The organism is Microvirga sp. jy35 (assembly GCF_056148915.1).
Genome location: NZ_JBWBEW010000001.1, coordinates 333,928 through 351,577, shown reverse-complemented (window position 1 = coordinate 351,577; position 17,650 = coordinate 333,928). Strand labels below are relative to the sequence as shown.

At 61.9% G+C, this 17,650-nt stretch carries 18 protein-coding genes and 1 tRNA gene; 12 read left to right on the top strand and 7 right to left on the bottom strand.

Features of this window, described 5'->3' with window-relative positions:
• Nucleotides 1-22: 22 nt before the first annotated feature.
• On the bottom strand, nucleotides 23-1,249 hold the full coding sequence (hemA, locus tag AC0QTX_RS01530) for a 5-aminolevulinate synthase (protein ID WP_474602087.1): 1,227 nt from the start codon (nucleotides 1,247-1,249) through the stop codon (nucleotides 23-25).
• 154 nt (nucleotides 1,250-1,403) lie between these two features.
• On the opposite strand from hemA, the gene AC0QTX_RS01525 reads away from it, so the two are divergent.
• From AC0QTX_RS01525 to AC0QTX_RS01500, 6 genes are all read left to right on the top strand, one after another.
• Nucleotides 1,404-1,571, top strand: coding sequence for a hypothetical protein (locus tag AC0QTX_RS01525; protein WP_474602042.1), 168 nt, complete (start codon nucleotides 1,404-1,406; stop codon nucleotides 1,569-1,571).
• A 61-nt stretch (nucleotides 1,572-1,632) separates the two neighbouring features.
• Nucleotides 1,633-2,922: a UDP-N-acetylglucosamine 1-carboxyvinyltransferase gene (gene murA / locus AC0QTX_RS01520; protein ID WP_474602041.1), complete on the top strand. Its 1,290-nt coding sequence runs from the start codon at nucleotides 1,633-1,635 to the stop codon at nucleotides 2,920-2,922.
• A gap of 131 nt (nucleotides 2,923-3,053) precedes the next feature.
• Nucleotides 3,054-3,494 (top strand): DUF2948 family protein, encoded by a 441-nt coding sequence (locus AC0QTX_RS01515; RefSeq protein ID WP_474602040.1) that lies wholly within the window; start codon nucleotides 3,054-3,056, stop codon nucleotides 3,492-3,494.
• Nucleotides 3,495-4,787, top strand: coding sequence for a histidinol dehydrogenase (gene hisD / locus AC0QTX_RS01510; protein WP_474602039.1), 1,293 nt, complete (start codon nucleotides 3,495-3,497; stop codon nucleotides 4,785-4,787).
• Between the two features lie 132 nt (nucleotides 4,788-4,919).
• Nucleotides 4,920-5,405 (top strand): UPF0262 family protein, encoded by a 486-nt coding sequence (locus AC0QTX_RS01505; RefSeq protein ID WP_474602038.1) that lies wholly within the window; start codon nucleotides 4,920-4,922, stop codon nucleotides 5,403-5,405.
• A gap of 66 nt (nucleotides 5,406-5,471) precedes the next feature.
• Nucleotides 5,472-5,903 carry an arsenate-mycothiol transferase ArsC gene (locus AC0QTX_RS01500; RefSeq protein WP_474602086.1) on the top strand — a complete coding sequence of 144 codons (432 nt, stop codon included), beginning with the start codon at nucleotides 5,472-5,474 and terminating at the stop codon, nucleotides 5,901-5,903.
• Here the strand turns inward: AC0QTX_RS01500 and AC0QTX_RS01495 are convergent.
• The 3 genes from AC0QTX_RS01495 to AC0QTX_RS01485 all read right to left on the bottom strand — a co-directional run bounded on the left by AC0QTX_RS01495 (nucleotide 5,868) and on the right by AC0QTX_RS01485 (nucleotide 7,643).
• Complete coding sequence (locus tag AC0QTX_RS01495) at nucleotides 5,868-6,191, bottom strand: AzlD family protein (RefSeq protein WP_474602037.1); 324 nt, start codon at nucleotides 6,189-6,191, stop codon at nucleotides 5,868-5,870. The two genes, AC0QTX_RS01500 and AC0QTX_RS01495, sit on opposite strands and share 36 nt — an antisense overlap.
• The gene (locus tag AC0QTX_RS01490) at nucleotides 6,188-6,889 is read right to left on the bottom strand and encodes an AzlC family ABC transporter permease (protein ID WP_474602036.1); all 702 of its coding nucleotides are present in this window, start codon (nucleotides 6,887-6,889) and stop codon (nucleotides 6,188-6,190) included. Before AC0QTX_RS01490 ends, AC0QTX_RS01495 begins: the two co-directional genes overlap by 4 nt.
• Before the next feature lie 82 nt (nucleotides 6,890-6,971).
• A complete protein-coding gene (locus AC0QTX_RS01485; RefSeq protein WP_474602035.1) occupies nucleotides 6,972-7,643 on the bottom strand; it encodes a TerC family protein in 672 nt (223 codons plus the stop codon).
• Nucleotides 7,644-8,076: 433 nt separating this feature from the next.
• On the opposite strand from AC0QTX_RS01485, the gene AC0QTX_RS01480 reads away from it, so the two are divergent.
• From AC0QTX_RS01480 to AC0QTX_RS01460, 5 genes are all read left to right on the top strand, one after another.
• Entirely contained in the window at nucleotides 8,077-8,745 is a 669-nt protein-coding gene (locus tag AC0QTX_RS01480) for a tripartite tricarboxylate transporter TctB family protein (protein WP_474602034.1), read from the top strand.
• On the top strand, nucleotides 8,745-10,247 hold the full coding sequence (locus AC0QTX_RS01475; protein ID WP_474602033.1) for a tripartite tricarboxylate transporter permease: 1,503 nt from the start codon (nucleotides 8,745-8,747) through the stop codon (nucleotides 10,245-10,247). Before AC0QTX_RS01480 ends, AC0QTX_RS01475 begins: the two co-directional genes overlap by 1 nt.
• A 62-nt stretch (nucleotides 10,248-10,309) precedes the next feature.
• A complete protein-coding gene (locus AC0QTX_RS01470; RefSeq protein WP_474602032.1) occupies nucleotides 10,310-11,284 on the top strand; it encodes a tripartite tricarboxylate transporter substrate-binding protein in 975 nt (324 codons plus the stop codon).
• A gap of 122 nt (nucleotides 11,285-11,406) precedes the next feature.
• Nucleotides 11,407-11,483 (top strand) — tRNA-His (locus AC0QTX_RS01465).
• 539 nt (nucleotides 11,484-12,022) lie between these two features.
• Nucleotides 12,023-12,298, top strand: coding sequence for a hypothetical protein (locus tag AC0QTX_RS01460; protein ID WP_474602031.1), 276 nt, complete (start codon nucleotides 12,023-12,025; stop codon nucleotides 12,296-12,298).
• Nucleotides 12,299-12,552: 254 nt separating this feature from the next.
• Here the strand turns inward: AC0QTX_RS01460 and AC0QTX_RS01455 are convergent, their stop codons facing one another.
• The 3 genes from AC0QTX_RS01455 to AC0QTX_RS01445 form a co-directional block, all read right to left on the bottom strand.
• Complete coding sequence (locus AC0QTX_RS01455) at nucleotides 12,553-14,538, bottom strand: Druantia anti-phage system protein DruA (RefSeq protein ID WP_474602030.1); 1,986 nt, start codon at nucleotides 14,536-14,538, stop codon at nucleotides 12,553-12,555.
• A gap of 108 nt (nucleotides 14,539-14,646) precedes the next feature.
• Nucleotides 14,647-16,452: an ATP-binding protein gene (locus AC0QTX_RS01450; RefSeq protein ID WP_474602029.1), complete on the bottom strand. Its 1,806-nt coding sequence runs from the start codon at nucleotides 16,450-16,452 to the stop codon at nucleotides 14,647-14,649.
• A 43-nt stretch (nucleotides 16,453-16,495) separates the two neighbouring features.
• Entirely contained in the window at nucleotides 16,496-16,855 is a 360-nt protein-coding gene (locus AC0QTX_RS01445) for a sigma factor-like helix-turn-helix DNA-binding protein (RefSeq protein ID WP_474602028.1), read from the bottom strand.
• A gap of 205 nt (nucleotides 16,856-17,060) precedes the next feature.
• On the opposite strand from AC0QTX_RS01445, the gene AC0QTX_RS01440 reads away from it, so the two are divergent.
• On the top strand, nucleotides 17,061-17,417 hold the full coding sequence (locus tag AC0QTX_RS01440; protein ID WP_474602027.1) for a GIY-YIG nuclease family protein: 357 nt from the start codon (nucleotides 17,061-17,063) through the stop codon (nucleotides 17,415-17,417).
• Nucleotides 17,418-17,650 lie beyond the last annotated feature (233 nt).

The following is a 17,650-nucleotide window of genomic DNA, read 5'->3' as shown; positions in this document are numbered from 1 at the left end:
CATGCAAGCTTGAAAATGATCTTTACTCGGCGGCCTGCACTTTCGGCTCCAAGGGGAGCCTGAGAGCCGTCCAGACCTCGACCAAAGCAGCGGCCAGGGCGTCGATATGAGCATTCGAATGGAACGGCCCTGGGGTGATGCGCAGCCGCTCGCTGCCGCGGGGCACGGTGGGGTAGTTGATAGGCTGGATATAGATGCCGTGCTTCTCGAGCAGGCGGTCCGAGGCCGCCTTGCAGGCCTCCGCATCGCCTACCATCACCGGAACGATGTGCGTCGGGGTGTCGAGGACCGGCAGGCCCGCGCTGCTGAGCACGGCCTTGGTGCGGGCGGCCTGACGCTGCTGCTGCTGGCGCTCGGTGGAGGAGGACTTGAGATGCCGGATCGAGGCCATGGCGGCGGCGGCAACCGCCGGGGGCAGGGCCGTGCTGAAGATGAAGCCCGGGGCGAAGCTGCGGACGGCGTCCATCACGGCCTTGGTGCCGGTGAGATACCCGCCCATGACGCCGAATGCCTTGGCCATCGTGCCCTCGATCACGTCGATCCGGTGCATGGCACCCTCGCGCTCGGCGATGCCGCCGCCGCGGGAGCCGTACATGCCCACCGCGTGAACCTCATCGATATAGGTCATGGCGCCGTAGCGCTCGGCCAAATCGCAGATGGCGTGGATCGGAGAGATGTCGCCGTCCATGGAGTAGACGCTCTCGAACACGATCAGCTTGGGCCTCTCGCCGGCCGCCTGAAGCAGCTCCTCCAGGTGTGCAAGATCGTTGTGCCGGAAGACCGCCTTGTCGCAGCCGGACTGGCGCACGCCCTCGATCATGGAGTTGTGGTTGAGCGCATCCGACAGGATCAGGCAGTTCGGGATCAGCCGGGCGAGCGTGGAGATGCCGGTCTGGTTCGACACATAGCCGGAGGTGAAGACCAGGGCCGCCTCCTTGCCGTGCAGATCGGCCAGTTCCGCCTCCAGCTCGACGATCGGGTGGCTGTTGCCCGAGATGTTGCGCGTGCCGCCGGCCCCGGTGCCCAGGCGCCAGGCCGTCTCCACCATGGTGCGGGTCACGTCCCGGTTCTGGCCCATACCGAGATAGTCGTTGGAGCACCAGACGGTGATGGGGCGCGGACCGTCCGGGGAGTGCCAGATCGCCTGGGGATAACGTCCGGCCAAGCGCTCGATATCGGCGAAGACGCGGTAGCGGCGCTCCGCCTGGAGGCGGTCGAGGGCTGACGTGAAGAAGTTTTGATAATCCATCATCTCACCGGGTGGGCAACGCAATGCCCGGGGATACTGGACCTGTTATGCCAGATCACATTGATCCGGGTCAAAGTCCTCAAGCGTGATATTGCGGTTGAGGGCGGCGTGCGAAGCCTCTATTTGGTAAAGGCGACGATGGGTCGCGTGAACCATGACTGACGTGAAATCGCAGGGAAAAGCTGACCGGCTCAAGGCGGCTCTGAAGGAAAATCTCAAGCGGCGCAAGGCGCAGGCGCGGGGGCGGCAGGCCGTCAAGGCGTCTGGAAACGAAACCGGCAGCTTGAGCGTTTCGGCAGAGCGCGACAAGCCGTCCGACTAGCCTCGAAGGCTCAAGGCGCGCATAGCGCATGGCTTACTGAACATTTTGCAAGGGGATATTGATGGATCGCATTCGCATCCGGGGCGGCGCGCCCCTCAACGGCCTGATTCCGATCTCAGGCGCCAAGAATGCGGCCTTGCCCCTCATGATCGCGAGCCTGCTCACGGCGGATACGCTCGAGCTCGGCAACGTGCCGCGGCTGGCCGACATCTCCTCCCTGCTGCGGATCATGAGCAATTTCGGCGTCGATCACTCGATTGCCGGCCGCCGGCCAGGGCAGTCCTCCGAGACGGGTCAGACCATCCGCATGACGGCCAAGAACGTCATCGACACCACCGCCCCCTACGAGCTGGTCTCGACCATGCGGGCGAGCTTCTGGGTCATCGCTCCCCTGGTGGCCCGCTTCGGCCATGCCAAAGTCTCCATGCCCGGCGGCTGCGCCATCGGCACCCGTCCGGTGGACCTGCTCATCATGGCCCTGGCCAAGCTGGGCGCTGCTATCGAGATCGAGAGCGGCTACGTGGTGGCGACGGCACCGAAGGGGCTTCGGGGGGCCGAGATCGACTTCCCGAAGGTGACTGTGGGCGGCACCCATGTGGCCCTGATGGCGGCAACCCTTGCTGAAGGAACCACCGTGATCCGCAACGCCGCCCGCGAGCCGGAGGTGGTGGATCTCGCCGAATGCCTCATCAAGATGGGAGCCAAGATCCAGGGCGCCGGCAGCTCCGAGATCGTGATCGAGGGTGTTGCCAGCCTGCATGGCGCCTCCCATGACGTGATGCCGGACCGGATCGAGACCGGCACCTATGCCATGGCGGTGGCCATGACGGGCGGCGACCTCGTGCTCGACAACACCCGGCCAGACTATCTCCAGGCCGCCCTCGACGTGCTGGGCCAGGCCGGGGCCGAGGTGACCTCGACCCATGGGGGCATCCGCATCCGCCGCAACGGCAACGGCCTTCAGCCGGTCGACGTGACCACCGATCCGTTCCCGGGCTTCCCCACGGACCTCCAGGCCCAGTTCATGGCCCTCATGACCCGGGCGAACGGCACCTCGCGCATCCGCGAGACGATCTTCGAGAACCGGTTCATGCACGTGCAGGAGCTCGCCCGCCTCGGTGCCCAGATCCGCCTCGACGGCGACAGCGCCTATGTGGACGGCGTTCCGGGCCTCAAGGGGGCTCCGGTCATGGCGACGGACCTGCGCGCCTCCGTGTCCCTGGTGATCGCCGGCCTGGTGGCGGACGGCGAGACCACGATCAACCGGGTCTATCACCTGGATCGCGGCTTCGAGTCGCTGGAAGCCAAGCTCGCCCGATGCGGCGCTCTCATCGAGCGAGTCAGGGGCTGAAGACCAGAAGGCCGGCGCCATCGCCGGCCTTTTTCTTCTCAGAAGCCGGAAGGCAAGCCTGGGCGAAAGGTTGCGCCGGGGCAGGGGGCTCTCTACCTAAAGAACAAAGTTCAACAACAGGTTGGTGGGCCATGGATCTCCTGAGACTTGTCGCGTTCGACCCTGAAGACCTTTCCGTCATCTCCGCTCACCTGCAGGACTCGCTGCTGCGGGTCGGGGACATCGCCTATCTGCCCAAGGAGCGGCGTTTCGCCATCCAGGTCCGCCGCTACGATTGGGAGGCGGCAACGCCCCAGCGGCGGCTGACCTGCATGCATTTCGAGAATGTCACGGGCGTGCGCGTCCGCGGCATCGAACAGGGCAGCAAGGACGCGGTTCTCAACCTTCTCGCGATTGCGTTCGAGGAGAAGGATGCCCCCTCAGGGACCGCCACCTTGATCTTTGCCGATGGTGGCGCCATCCAGGTGGACCTGGAGTGCATCGAAATGCAGATGAAAGACACCGGCCCCGTCTGGGCTGCCGAAAGCCGGCCGTCCCACGAGGACCAGCTTCAAACGGCGGAGCGCCCGTAAATGGCGCAGAGGCTCGATGCGCGGGACGCTTCCTTCCCGCAGGCGTTCGCCGCCCTGCTCTCCGCCAAGCGCGAGGTCTCGGAGGATGTTGACCAGGCGGTGCGCGCCATCATCGAGGATGTGGTGGTGCGCGGCGACGAGGCGCTGATCGATTTCACCTACCGTTTCGACGGGCTGGCGCTCCAGCCCGAGACCCTGCGTGTGTCCGATGCCGAGATCGACGCGGCGGAGGCCCAATGTCCGAAGGACGCCCTGGAGGCCCTGTCGCTCGCCAAGGAGCGCATCGAGACCTATCACCGGGAGCAGCGCCCGAAGGACTTCAAGACCACGGATCCCATTGGGGTGACCCTGGGCTGGCGCTGGACCGCGATCGAATCCGTCGGCCTCTACGTTCCGGGCGGTCTTGCGAGCTATCCCTCCTCCGTTCTGATGAACGCCGTGCCGGCGAAGGTGGCGGGGGTTCCGCGCATCGCCATGGTGGTGCCGACCCCGCGCGGCGAGACCAACCCGCTCGTGCTGGCGGCGGCGCGGCTTGCCGGCGTCGACGAGGTCTTCCGCATCGGCGGCGCCCAGGCCGTGGCGGCTCTGGCCTATGGCACCGAAAGCATCAGGCCTGTCGCCAAGATCGTGGGACCCGGCAACGCCTATGTGGCCGCCGCCAAGCGCCGCGTCTTCGGTCAGGTCGGCATCGACATGATCGCGGGCCCGTCCGAAGTGCTCATCCTCGCCGACGCCCATGGCAACCCGGACTGGATCGCCGCCGATCTGCTGGCGCAGGCCGAGCACGACACGGCCGCGCAGTCGATCCTCATCACGGACAGCCCTGAGCTGGCTGATGCGGTGGAAAAGGCCGTCGAGCGCCAGCTGCAGACGCTTCCGAAAGCGAAGATCGCCGGCGCGAGCTGGCGCGATTATGGCGCGATCATCCTGATCGACCGGTTGGAGAACGCCATTCCCCTCGTGGACCGGCTGGCCCCCGAACATCTCGAAATCGAGACGGAGAACGCAGAAGACCTCGCGGCCAAAGTCCGCAATGCGGGCTCGATCTTCCTCGGCAGCCATACGCCCGAGGCCATCGGCGATTATGTGGGCGGCCCCAACCATGTTCTGCCCACGGCCCGGTCCGCCCGGTTCTCATCGGGTCTCGGCGTGCTTGACTTCATGAAGCGAACCTCGATCCTGAAATGCGACGCGGGCGCTCTGCGGGCGCTCGGCCCGGCGGCAATCGCGCTCGGGCGGTCGGAGGGTCTGGAGGGGCATGCGCGGTCGGTAGCGATCCGCCTGAACCTCTAGCGCATCGTGCGGAAAAGTGGTTCCGGTTTTTTGCACTCAACGATGCGCTCATCAGGAAGAGGAGCGTCGGATAGGCCCCAAAGGTGCAAGTCCACTTTTGGGTCCGATGCTCTAGAGGCAAGCGGAGGCGGGATGGTGAGCGAAGCGAAGGAGTGGGCCCGGCTGGTCGCCGTCACCCTCGACGAGGCCTCCATCGGCCGCGGCAACCCCGATCAGGAACACGAGCGGGCCATCGCCATCTACGACATCCTCGAAGAGAACACCTTCGCGCTGCCGAACTACGATGGGGGGCCCTATGGCTTACACATCTCGCTGATCGACAAGAAGCTCTGCTTCGAGGTGACCACCCAGGACGGCACGCACCTCATCTCGCATCACCTGTCGCTGACGCCGTTCCGCAAGGCCATCCGCGACTACGAGATGATCTGCGACAGCTATTATCAGGCGATCCGTTCCGCCTCGCCGGCGCAGATAGAAGCCATCGACATGGGGCGGCGCGGCCTGCACAACGAGGCGGCCGAACTGCTCATGAAACGGCTCGAAGGCAAGCTCATCCTCGATTTCGGCACGGCGCGGCGCATCTTCACGCTCATCTTCGCGCTCCACTGGAGGGGCTGACGCTTGGAGGAGCGCCTGGACGAGCCCCGCGCGAAACGGATCCACTCGGTTCTGTTCGTCTGCGCGATGAATGCGGTGCGCTCTCCCATGGCGGAGGCCATCGCGCGCCACTACTTCGGCAAGTCGATCTACGTGCAGTCCGCCGGTGTGCGCAAAGGCGAGCCGGATGGCTTCGTGGCCTCGATCCTGTCGGAGATCGGCATCGACGCCTCCAAGCACAAGCCGCGCACCCTTGACGAGCTGGAAGAGTGGGAGGGGCTGAACTTCGACCTGATCATCTCCCTCTCGCCGGAGGCGCATCACGCGGCGCTCGAGCTCACCCGCACCATCGCGGCGGACGTGGAATACTGGCCGACGCCGGATCCGACGATCACGCAGGGCTCGCGGGACCAGGTGCTCGATGCCTACCGCAACATCCGCGACGGGTTGATGTACCGCATTCGCCTGCGGCTCAAGCAGACCTCACCCAAGAGCCCGAATGACGGCGAGGGTGCCTAGGCCGGCCACAAGGCCGATGATGTCGATCCGCGTCACTGCCATGGCGGCGATGGCGGCAGCGAGCGCGACCATGGCAGGCCAGCCGTTGTCGATCACCACCGGCAGGATCGTCGCCAGGATGATGGAGCCGGGCAATGCGCGCAGGCCGCGCTCGATCCGCGGCGTGATCCGCACCCGGCTCATGACCACCACGCCTGCGATCCGGCACAGGAATGTCACCAGGGTCATGGCCGCAATGGCGAGAACCGACCCCCACGGAGTCGCGACGAAGCTGCCGAACCCGTTCATTCGATCAGCATCCCGGCGATGACGCCCGCCAGCGCACCGGCGATGATGAAGAGATAGCCCGGCACAAGAGCGTGGACGATGAGCGAGACAAGACCTGCCACGAGCCAGGGCAGGGCGGGCTTGGCGCCTTTCCACAGGGGCACGAGCATGACGCCGAAGAAGATCGGCATCACGAGATCGAGGCCGAAGCGCTTCGGCTCCGGCACGAGTGCGCCCGCAAAGAAGCCCGCGAAAGTGGCTGCCAGCCAGACCAGCCAGAGGATGAGCCCGCAGCCCAGGAGCACGCCCACGTCCCGGCCGCCTTCGCTGTGGTAGCGGGTGCCGATGAGCCAGCCTGCTTCGGTGATGAGAAAGAGGTTGAGTCCCATGCGGGCGACCGGCTCTTCCCGGAGCCAGGGCTGGAGCGTTGCGCCCAAAAGGATCATGCGGGCGTTCACCACGGCGGTCACGGTCATGATCGTGAGGATCGTCGTAGGCGTCCAGACCTGCTGCCAGATCTCGAGCCCGACCATCTGCGAGGCTCCGGCATAGACGAAGGCGGAGAGGCCCAGGGTCTCGCCGAACGAAAGGCCCTTCTGGGCCGCTGCCGTACCGAAGGCCAGGGCGAACATGATGAAGCCCGGGAAGGCCGGGAGTGCGGCGCGGGCGCCGTGGCGCAGGCCTGAATAGGAAAAGTGAGGGCGGAGAGCGGGGGACATGAGCGTCACGCTCTGTGCCTTCCCGCATCCCCGCCGTCAATCGTGAACATGAATCGGCCGACCGATTGGTCGGCCGCAGATGTTACCCGGCAACGCCGTTGACGTATGGAGCCACCTCGACATAGCCCTCGTAGATCATCTTGAGCGCCACGTACAGGATGATCGCCAAGCCCACATAGGCGATCCAGCGGTAGCGCTGGAGCAGGCGGGCGATGTACGAGGCTGCAAGGCCCATGAGAGCGATGGACAGCAGGAGGCCGAATGCCAGGATATAGGGGTGCTCGCGCGCTGCACCGGCCACGGCAAGCACGTTGTCGAGGGACATGGACACGTCGGCGATGACGATCTGCCAGGCTGCCTGAGAGAAGGTCTTACGCGGGACGCCGCCGGCAATGGTGCCGTCCTCGTTGATGTCGCGGCCCTCCAGGGCCTCCTCGGCCGCATGCTGCTCTGCCTCATGGCCCGTGCGAAGCTCGCGCCACATCTTCCAGCACACCCAGAGAAGAAGGACGCCGCCAGCGAGTAGGAGACCGACGATCTGGAGGAGTTGTGTTGTGAGAAGAGCGAAAATGATGCGCAGGACGGTTGCAGCGAGGACGCCGAGCAGGATCGCCTTGTTGCGCTGCTCCTTGGGAAGACCGGCGGCGGCCAGGCCGATGACGATGGCGTTGTCGCCGGCGAGAGCCAGATCGATGCCGATCACCATCAGGAAGGCGACGACCTCGGGTCCAAAATACTGCGATAGATCAAACATGCAGTGCCTCATATGTCGGGTTGCGGGCAGCGCATGCGAAACGTTCAAAGAGACGCATCTGGCATTGCCCTGCCGCGGAAATTTTCCTGGCAGGAGCCGAAATGCAGGCAAAACCGTCTGTTTGAACGAACCCAGGCCGCCCTGGTTTTCATCCAGTCCGACATCGCCGCTCCCGTTGGGAGCGACCAGAGGGGCCCGGCCTGGCTACGGGGTCCATCTAGACAACCCAGGTCCAGGGATCAAGTCACCTGTCATGGGAGGCAGCGTCTATCCTAAGGATGATAGGCCGTTTCCCTTCTGTCCCCTAGTTCCCAAGACGTATTGTTGAGAAGGCCCGCTTCAGGGAAACAGAAGCTTGATCCGGGTTGGCGCCTCAGGCCATATCGGACTCAAAGAACATTGGGCGCTCGAGGCGTCCGTCGGGAGGTCGTTCATGTCCACTCTTCACGAAGGCCCGGGGCCTGCCAGGCCCGACGGGCCGGTCCGTGCCCCCCAAAACGTAGCGGGCGGATTGGTCCTGCTGGCGCTGGCAGCCTTGGCCCTGTGGCTCACGCGGGATCTCGACCAGGGCACCCTGAACGCCATGGGACCGGCCATGCTGCCCCGGTGGCTCGCCATCGCGGTCGGTCTGTCGGGCCTGGCCCTTCTCGCCTTCGCCTTCATCAAGCATGGCGACGCCCTGGAGCGCTGGAACCTGCGCGGGCCGGTCTTCGTGATCGGCGGCATCCTGGCCTTCGCGCTCACCATCCGCCCCTTCTCGTTCGGAGCTTTGACGACCCCCGGTTTGGGCATGCTGTTTGCCGGCCCGCTGGCGATCATCATTGGCGGCTATGCCACACCCGAGGTGCGCCTGCGCGATCTCGTCATCCTGGCGCTCCTTCTTACGCCTTTCTGCATGATCCTCTTCGGGGATCTCCTGAACCTGCCGATCCCGGTCTTCCCGCAGGCGCTCACGGGCCTCTTCCCGGCCGATTGGTCGCAAAAGGCCGTGCTCCGGGCTACAGCCGGCATCATGGCCATCGCGGGGATCCTTGTCTTTCTCGTATCTCGCAGCCGGCGCCGGGGTCCAGTAGACGTGGCCGACCACAGCGGGAGGATCTGATGGGTGACTTTTTCTCCAATCTGAGCCTCGGCTTCGGCGTCGCCCTGACCCTGCAGAATCTTGGCCTGGCCTTCCTCGGCTGCCTGGTGGGCACCCTCATCGGCGTGCTGCCGGGCGTCGGACCGATCGCCACCATCGCGATGCTGCTGCCCATCACCTTCGGGCTCGACCCCACCGGGGCGCTCATCATGCTGGCCGGCATCTATTACGGCGCCCAGTACGGCGGCTCGACCACCGCGATCCTCGTCAATATTCCGGGCGAGGCCACCTCCGTGGTGACCGCACTCGACGGTCACCAGATGGCCCGTCAGGGCCGCGCCGGCGTAGCCCTGGGTATTGCCGCCATCGGCTCTTTCTTTGCCGGCACCGTGGCAACCCTGGTTATCGCCGCGCTGGGGGCCCCGCTCACCAAGCTGGCGCTGATCTTCGGGCCCACCGAGTACTTCTCCCTCATGGTCATGGGCCTGGTCTTCGCGGTCGTGCTGGCCCGCGGCTCGATTCTCAAGGCCATCGCCATGATCCTGGTTGGCGTTCTGCTCTCCACGGTGGGCACGGATCTCGAGACCGGCGAGGAGCGCATGACCTTCGGCCTGCCGTTCCTGGCCGACGGCATCGACTTCGCCGTGCTGGCCATGGGCATCTTCGGCATCGCCGAGATCATGCGCAATCTCGATCACACCGAGACCCGCGACGTGGTGCGCCAGGCCATCGGTCGTCTGCTGCCGAACAAGGAGGACTTCAAGCAATCCTACAAGCCGGTCCTGCGCGGCACCCTGATCGGAGCGACCCTCGGCATTCTCCCCGGCAACGGGGCGGTGCTGGGACCGTTCGCGGCCTATACGCTCGAGAAGAAGCTCGCCAAGGACCCCAGTCGCTTCGGCCGCGGCGCCATCGAGGGCGTGGCGGGGCCGGAGAGCGCCAACAATGCGGGTGCGCAGACCTCGTTCATCCCGCTCCTGACGCTGGGCATCCCGCCGAATGCCGTCATGGCCCTGATGGTCGGCGCCATGACGATCCACGGCATCATCCCGGGCCCGCAGGTGATGACCAAGAACCCGACCCTGTTCTGGGGCATGATCGCCTCCATGTGGGTGGGCAACCTGATGCTGCTCATCATCAACCTGCCGCTGGTCGGCATGTGGGTGCGGCTGCTCAAGGTGCCGTACCGGCTGCTGTTCCCGGCGATCCTGATGTTCTGCTGCATCGGCATCTACTCGATCAACTCGCTGCCCACCGATGTCATGTTCATCGCCTTCTTCGGGCTGGTGGGCTACATGCTGATCAAGTTCGGCTTCGAGCCGGCGCCGATGCTGCTGGGGTTCGTGCTCGGCAGGCTGATGGAGGAGAACCTGAGGCGTGCGCTCATCATCTCGCGCGGCTCAATGGAGACCTTCATCGAGCGTCCGGTGAGCGCCGGCCTGCTCGCCGTGGCCGCTATCCTACTTGTGATCGCCCTCCTGCCCTCCATCCGAAAGGGGAGGGATGAGGTCTTCACCGAGTAGCTTGCCTTCAACTCCGTCTTGCCCACATGGTAGGCCATAACTTTTCCAAGGGAGGAAAATTGATGAAGAAGGTTGTACTGGCTCTGGCCGCAGTCGCTGGCCTTGCCGCAACGGGTGCCCAGGCCCAAGGCTATCCCACCCGTCCGATCACCATGATCGTGCCTTTCGCGGCCGGCGGCCCCACGGACGTGATTGCCCGGATCGTGTCCGATAACATGAGCCGTACGCTGGGCCAGCAGATCGTGATCGAGAACGTGGCCGGCGCCGGCGGCACCACGGGCATCACCCGTGCCGCCCAATCGCAGCCGGACGGCTACACCATCATGATGGGCCATATGGGCACGCACGGCGCCGCCCCGGCCCTGTACCCGAACCTCAAGTACGATCCGACCAAGGACTTCGCCCCCATCGGCTTGGCGGCCGGCACGCCGATCGTGATCGTGGCCAAGAAGGACTTCCCGGCCAACGACCTGAAGGGCTTCCTCGACTATCTGTCGAAGAACGCCGACAAGGTGAACATGGCCCATGCGGGCGTGGGCTCCGTCTCCCACTCCACGGGCATCTTCTTCAATTCCGTCGTCAAGGCGAAGCCCACCATGGTGGCTTATCGCGGAACCGGCCCGGCTCTCAACGACCTGATGGCCAACACGGTCGACTTCATGACCGACCAGATCGTCAACGTGGCGCCGCAGATCCAGGGCGGCAACATCAAGGCCTTCGCCATCGCGACGGCGCAGCGCTCCCCCGTGCTGCCGAACGTGCCGACCACCAAGGAAGCCGGCCTCGAAGGCTATGAGGTCAGCGCCTGGAACGCCGTCTTCGCGCCCAAGGGCACCCCGCCGGACGTGGTCAAGAAGCTCAGCGACGCCCTCATGAAGTCCCTGGACGACGAGAACACCAAAAAGCGCCTTCTGGAACTGGGCGGCGTGATCCCGAGCAACACGGAGCGCACCCCGGAAGCCCTGCAGAAGCTCGTCGAGAGCGAGGTCGCCCGCTGGACTCCGGTCCTCAAGGCTGCCGGCGCGACGGCGGAATAACCCTTCCCAAGCTTGAGCATGCGACGCGGCGGGCCTTAAGCCCGCCGCAGTCATTTCAAAGGCATCCGGCCTCAATCAGGTCTTGAAATTGATCGCCCGGGCGATTACACCCTGCCTCACGTGCAGCCGTAGCTCAGTTGGTTAGAGCACCAGATTGTGGATCTGGGGGTCCCCCGTTCGAGCCGGGGCGGCTGTACCATTCAAAATCAAGGACTTAGCCTCGTGGGTTCGAGGGCTTGCTTACCAGAAAACGCAGCTAGTAAGCACATGGTAAGCATAATGCACCCGCCTTGCCACTGATGCACGTCAAAGGCTTAAGCAAAGCTGATGGAGTTGTTGGTCGCGGCGGTTTGCGCCCATGTCTTCGCCGGCACGCGCTTGCATGGCGATGACACCCCAGTCCCCATTCCGGAGCCTGGACGAGGCCAGACCAAGCAGCGACCCCTATGAACCTATGGCCGGGATGAGCGCCACTCGCACCCGCTTTGTCGCGATCGAGGGACCCATCCTGGTCATTCAGGACACGGCCGAACTGTCCTACCAGCGCGCAACCCCGGCGGATTGGGTCCACTTGCCGGGTCAACAGCGGACACGACAAGGAAGGCCGCTACAGGATGCACACGGTGTGCGCACTGCTGATGCACTCCTGCTTGGCTGTCACCGCAGAGGGGCTGCGGCAAGATCCTGAAATCCGGCTGCCGGGCTGAGGCGACCAAGTTCAGAACGACCGAGCAGTTGGTGAACCTGCTCAGCATCTACTGCCTTGTGAGTTGGCGCATCTTCTGGCTGAAGATGCTCAACCGTGTCCTTCCGAACGTGACGCTGCACCTGGCCCTAACGGCTCTTGAAATCGACCTGCTCGATAAGTTGGTGAGAGACAAGGGCCAGACCTCACTTCGGCGAAAGAATCTCTCACATTACCTGACCAAGATTGCCCGTATGGGTGGCTATCTCGCGCGCGGGCATGACCCTCCACTCGGCAATACCGTCATGTGGAGAGGCTCTCGCGCCTGATGGATATTGAACTCGGCGCCAGGATGGGAACTAAAATCTATGAATAATTGAAAGGCTCACCGGACGCTTACAGTCAATCCCGGCCCGTTATGGAAGAGAATGGCTCCCCTGCAAGAGCCTTAGATGCTGACCCGAAACTCGAAGCCGCTTTGGCTCGGCTTAACGATGTTTTTCGGTAGTGCCGGGGTGGGTGAGGGGGCAATGCCAGATCCTGGGTACGCAGAAGGAGAAGGAATGAGCGAAGCCATGCTGCGTCAGAACAGCATCTCGAGTTGCCCGTTGGGATCTGCAGGCCGAAGCTCAGAGAGCACCGTACCGGAATTCAACTTTGACACTCTTGCTAGAATGGCATCGGACTGGATACGTGGATAGAGCCATCTTCGACGCCACGCATCAGCAATCGCCTCAACACTTGCTAGGTTACCTCTGTAGGTGCTGCTCAAGCCTATCAATTCATCCCTTGCGCTTGGGGTAAGGGTACAGGCATAAAAGAGGCGCGGCGTCGCATGATTAAGGACATCATCACTTGTAATACCCAAAGCATCTAAGCCTTCTCTAATTTGCCGAAGCCTCGGGCTCGTGCCTTCACCAAAGCGGTGATTCACTCTGCGTGCACCGTAGCTGCTTTCGGAGAACTCCCTGAGGCTTTTGACCGTTCCTGATGATAAGTGAACGGTGCCATACCCAGCCGTAGCCTCTTCAAGTTGTCGCCATTGAAGACCATGTGGCAGGCCATCATAGGTTCCTGGATGCAGGTTGAGCCGATTGTATTGGCTGCTTGCGGTGCCATAGAGCGAGGTCGTTGTCAGAACCTTCAAATCCGAGGGGCGACAGATCGCGCGGCCTGCCATCTGTGAACTGATGACGCTCGTTTGACCCTCATACCTCAGGCGCCATGTATCATAAGCCCCTTTTGAGGCGGCAAGCAGCGCAACTAGCTTGCCTCCGAGCAGAACATTGTAGGGTGCTACGGCACCACAAACGCTCAGGTCGGCAATCTGGCTTGCAAGACCGGCCTTTCGAACCTCTCGAAGAGCCGCCGAGAGGGCCAATTGACCACGTCGGTGAGAGAGGAACCGCTCTAGCAGATCCTCACCTCGTATCGCCCGGCCAACTTTCTGAAACACGATCTTTGCATCAAGTAGCTGTGCGAGAGTTTCAGCCCGCTTGCGAACGTATAGAACGTCTTCTGACGCAGCACGCCACTGTTCGTCGGTCCAGTCGTGATCTGCATCGTCCCTCTGTGAGCGCACCTCACCATCCGCATCCCGGTAAGCCTCCCGTAGTTGGTTCTCCCGTTCAACTGCTGCTCCAGCGGCGCGCTGTTCGAGACGGAACACCACATTCTCAGTTGGGTTGGCTATTTCACTTTCCGTGGCCAGATCATCCCACCTCACCTCAGAGACACTTTGCTGAACCCTTCCATGTAGGGCCTCAAGGGCACCATCGATGGGCCAGACACCTTCCTGGAGGGCTTCTACAAATGGCTTCGGCGTCCAATAGAGCCAATTATCTCGTGGCTTCGTCCGCAGCACGGGGCTGGCGAGTTGAGCAATTCCAATCACAGGCCGGTTCGGCCTCGCGTCATTGCGAATGAGCAAGGGCAATGATCGACCTGGGATAGAGCGGTACTCAAGGGACCAGGTGTGGCGAAAGAACCGCCAGATATCGAGAAGGCGAAGACCCGTCGTTTCGCAGCGGGCATCGTCAGTGATAACCTCTAGAGAGGGTCTAACGACATCCTTGAGCGCCTCAAAGCTTGCCTCAGTTGGTTGGTTCCTCGTTGCTGTAAGCACACGGGCTAAATCTTCACCATTATCAACAAGATCGAGAACAGAAGCTTTCACGCCGCTCCGCCAGCGTGAGGATGTTACGCGTGTAATGAACCGCTGAACGCTGGGGTCGAGCAACTGTCTCTGTTGCCCAATCTGCAGGGCATGCCGCAGGCGTGATTTCGCATCCTCAGCGGTTTCCGATGCGCCACGCAAGCCCGGCGGAGCCAATTCAATAGCGTGCTCACGAGCATTGATCTTCCAGCCCTGATCTAGCAGGTCTGCCAGTACCAAAGCCGTAGTGCGAAGTTGTAAGCTCCATGCTTCATTGCGCCATAGTTCCTCAAGGGACCTGAGCGACTGCGTGAGACTAACACCCTCATCTTGCTTCGTGCGGATGAAAGCAGTTAACTTACCCAGAACTGCGGGCGGCAGATATGGCGTAATCGTGCGCGCCTCTTCAGACATGGGTTTCATCACCTCCTCTCAATTAGAAGCTTTCATTGAGACAGCTTCTGGAAACGAATCCGGGCTCCTTAGGAGCCCGGACGACATTACATATTAGTGTTGAAACTCTTAAGCTGCATCAGATACCCCGGGATCATCCACATCATCGTCAGCAGATGCCTCATCATCATCCTCATCGTCCGATGTCGCACCCATCTGCTGATCAAGGAAGCCCAGGGCAAACTCTAACTTCCGCGACCATTCCCCGATCTCATACTGATAAAGGTCATGGACGGAGTCCTTGGTATCTAACATGCGATCTCCGATCGCGAAGAGCAGGATTTCGAGGGCCGCCCGGACCTCCGGTGAACTCTTGGGACCGGAGTGGACGTTCTGGAAGAAACGCGTCGCCTTATTGATAAACAGGACCTTCGCCCCTCCGACCTGCTCCACTCGGAAGAAGGGCGCACCAGCAGCGTTATCGAACGCAACCTTGTAGGCACGGCCCTGGATTTCGAGTTCTAGGTCACGTTTCGCCTGCTTCTTGTCCTGCCCCATTTCGCGGGCTCGGCGAGCTGCCTCACGATCCAAGCCCTCCTTTCCGCGCTTTTCTTGCTTCTCCTTGTCTCCCCTCGACGGCTTAGAACCGGTCATATCACTCGTGCGCGCCATAGCCTCCTCAGAGGCACGCTGCTTGGTCTTGTCCTGTTCACGCTCCTCACGGAAGCTTGCACGCTCTTGCTTAGCCTTCCTGCGCAGATGCTCGATAGCCTTGCCCAGGCCAGCCTCTCTCAGTCGATCCCAGATTTCGTCCGAAACGTCGACACGCTGCTTTGAGGTGGAGATGTTAAAGTACTCGTCGAGTTCGGCCGGAAAGTCGATCTCGATCTTGATATATCGGTCGTTGTTCTGGAGAACCGTGATCGGGTTGCGCGCGATAACGTCGATGATGCGCCCGCTGCGAGAGAAGATGAAACCGTTATAATCCTTCAGAATATCGAAGCGACCGTTCGCATTTTTCTTGTCCGCCGGACGTGTCTTGTCGACCGAGGCGAAGTTGGGAGGCATGTAGGACATCCGAACAGTGAGCTTACCCTTCACTTCCTTCGTCTGTGGGTCCTTCACGTCGATGACGATCGGCTCCAGCGCCTTAGCGCGCTGCTCGTCGGCATCATAGAACCGATAGCCCGGTGTAATGAACAGCGGGTCGATCGGTTCAACGTTAGCGCCATTGACGTAGATGTCGAAATCACCACGAAGCTTATGATAAGTGACACCGAAGTGTTCCATCAAGAAGTCGTGGAGAGAGGTCGCCGTCTTTTTGGACAGCTTATCAAGCTTCTCCATCACGACAATTGTGCCGTGGTCCCAGACACCTTCCAAGTGCTCCTCGATATAATCCTGAACGAACGACGGAAGGTTCACTTTCTTAGCTGGCGGTACGATGATCTGGCCGCGCTCATCGGTATATTCACCATTACTGATTTCATCGATGTCGATGGTCACCGCCCAGATTGGTCCTCCCTCGAGCTTGGAATAGACCGTGTAGCGATGGCCTTGGCTCACGGCCGAACTGGGTAAGCCATAACCGTAACGGCCAAAGCCGCTTCGATCATTCTCTCGGTGCGTTCCGCCCCACGTGACGGAGGCGCGGATCATATCCGGCTCCATCCCATGTCCGAGGTCGATCACGGCAAGTTCAGAGGGCTTCTTGGCCGATTTTGTGCCGTCGTACCCGAACACGATATGCACTTCCTCTGCCCCAGCTTGGTAGGAGTTATCGATTTGCTCGTCGATGGCCGTGCCGGTGTGCTTATAGCCGATGTCGCGAATGCCACGCACGAATGCGTCGCCGACGGTCAGGCCGAAGTTGAAGTTCTTCTGCTTCAGCTTCTGAACGTAACTGTGCTGCTGCTTGAGGCCAGTGGCAGTCATAGGTTTTCTCCTGGGGTTAAGGGATCCGCGCGGACGCAGTAAACTATATGAAGAGTTCGCCACGACGCGGTTCGAGATTTACGAGCAGGCGCTTGAGAGCCTTGTCCCGAAGCTTGGTCACGGCGGCGCCGCTGATACCCAGGCGACGCGCGGTGGCGGCTGGGGACAGGCCGTTGTAGAAGATGGAGTGGATCACGAGGTGCTGGCGTTCAGGCAGGCGCTTGACCTGCTCGAGCAGGATGTCCGCTGCGGCTTCCGCATCGAGGCGCTCATCCTGGAGCGCCGGCGGGGCCGGGATGTCGAAGGGCACCATCGCTTTCGTTGCCTCCTCGAAGAGGCGATCGAGCGAGAGAGCTCCGAGAAAGGGGGAGCAGTAGATATAGTCGTCCAGGGCCACGTGCATGGCGAGTCTCCATCGAGTTGCGTTTCGAGGAGGCTCTGCAAGAAGCCATAGGCGTCACCCGGGGAGAGTGACCTGTGTCCGCTTGTTTTTCCCAGGAGCATTTTTGCCCCCAGAGCGAACCTCCTATTTTTAGAATAGCACAGGTTGGGCCTACCCTTAACCCCCCGCCTCGGATATTCCCTTGCGAGACGATGGGGGTAAGAGCATGGGTGAGGTTTACTGCTTATATTCAACTAGGGATGGGGTGCCCCGTTATATTGGCCAGACTGAATATAACGCTAATAAACGCCTTAGACTGCATATAACTAAAGCCCTCGATAAAGAGCCAGGCGCTTTATACGATTGGATGCGCGATGAATGGCGCAATGGTTCTGAGGTAAATTGCTGGTTATTACAAGATGAAGTAATTCCAGCTGATCTCGAACTGTATGAGAAATATTGGATGTGTCAGTTTGAAAATCTACTAAACATCAGGGGCATACCTGCCAACTCATCAACGACAGAGGTGGGGCGGCGCATTGTTGAGAACATTGCCGCGCACCTGAGAGGGAGTGGTAATTAGGGGGCGGGGGGCGCTGGCCGGCGACTGAGTAGAGAACTGGTCTAGCCAGACCTCGCGACGTCGTCGGTGACGGGGCTGGGTCTCATCCGCTCTGTTCATTTCGCATTCCTGCCCCGCCTCCTTGACCTCCAACACCAAGGCGGCTCGGCCTTAAAACGAAATGTGATTTTTTGAATTCTGGCGCTAAGTATAGCGTCGGAAGTTCTGTGGTATGTTGGGGTGTGGGAGAGCCG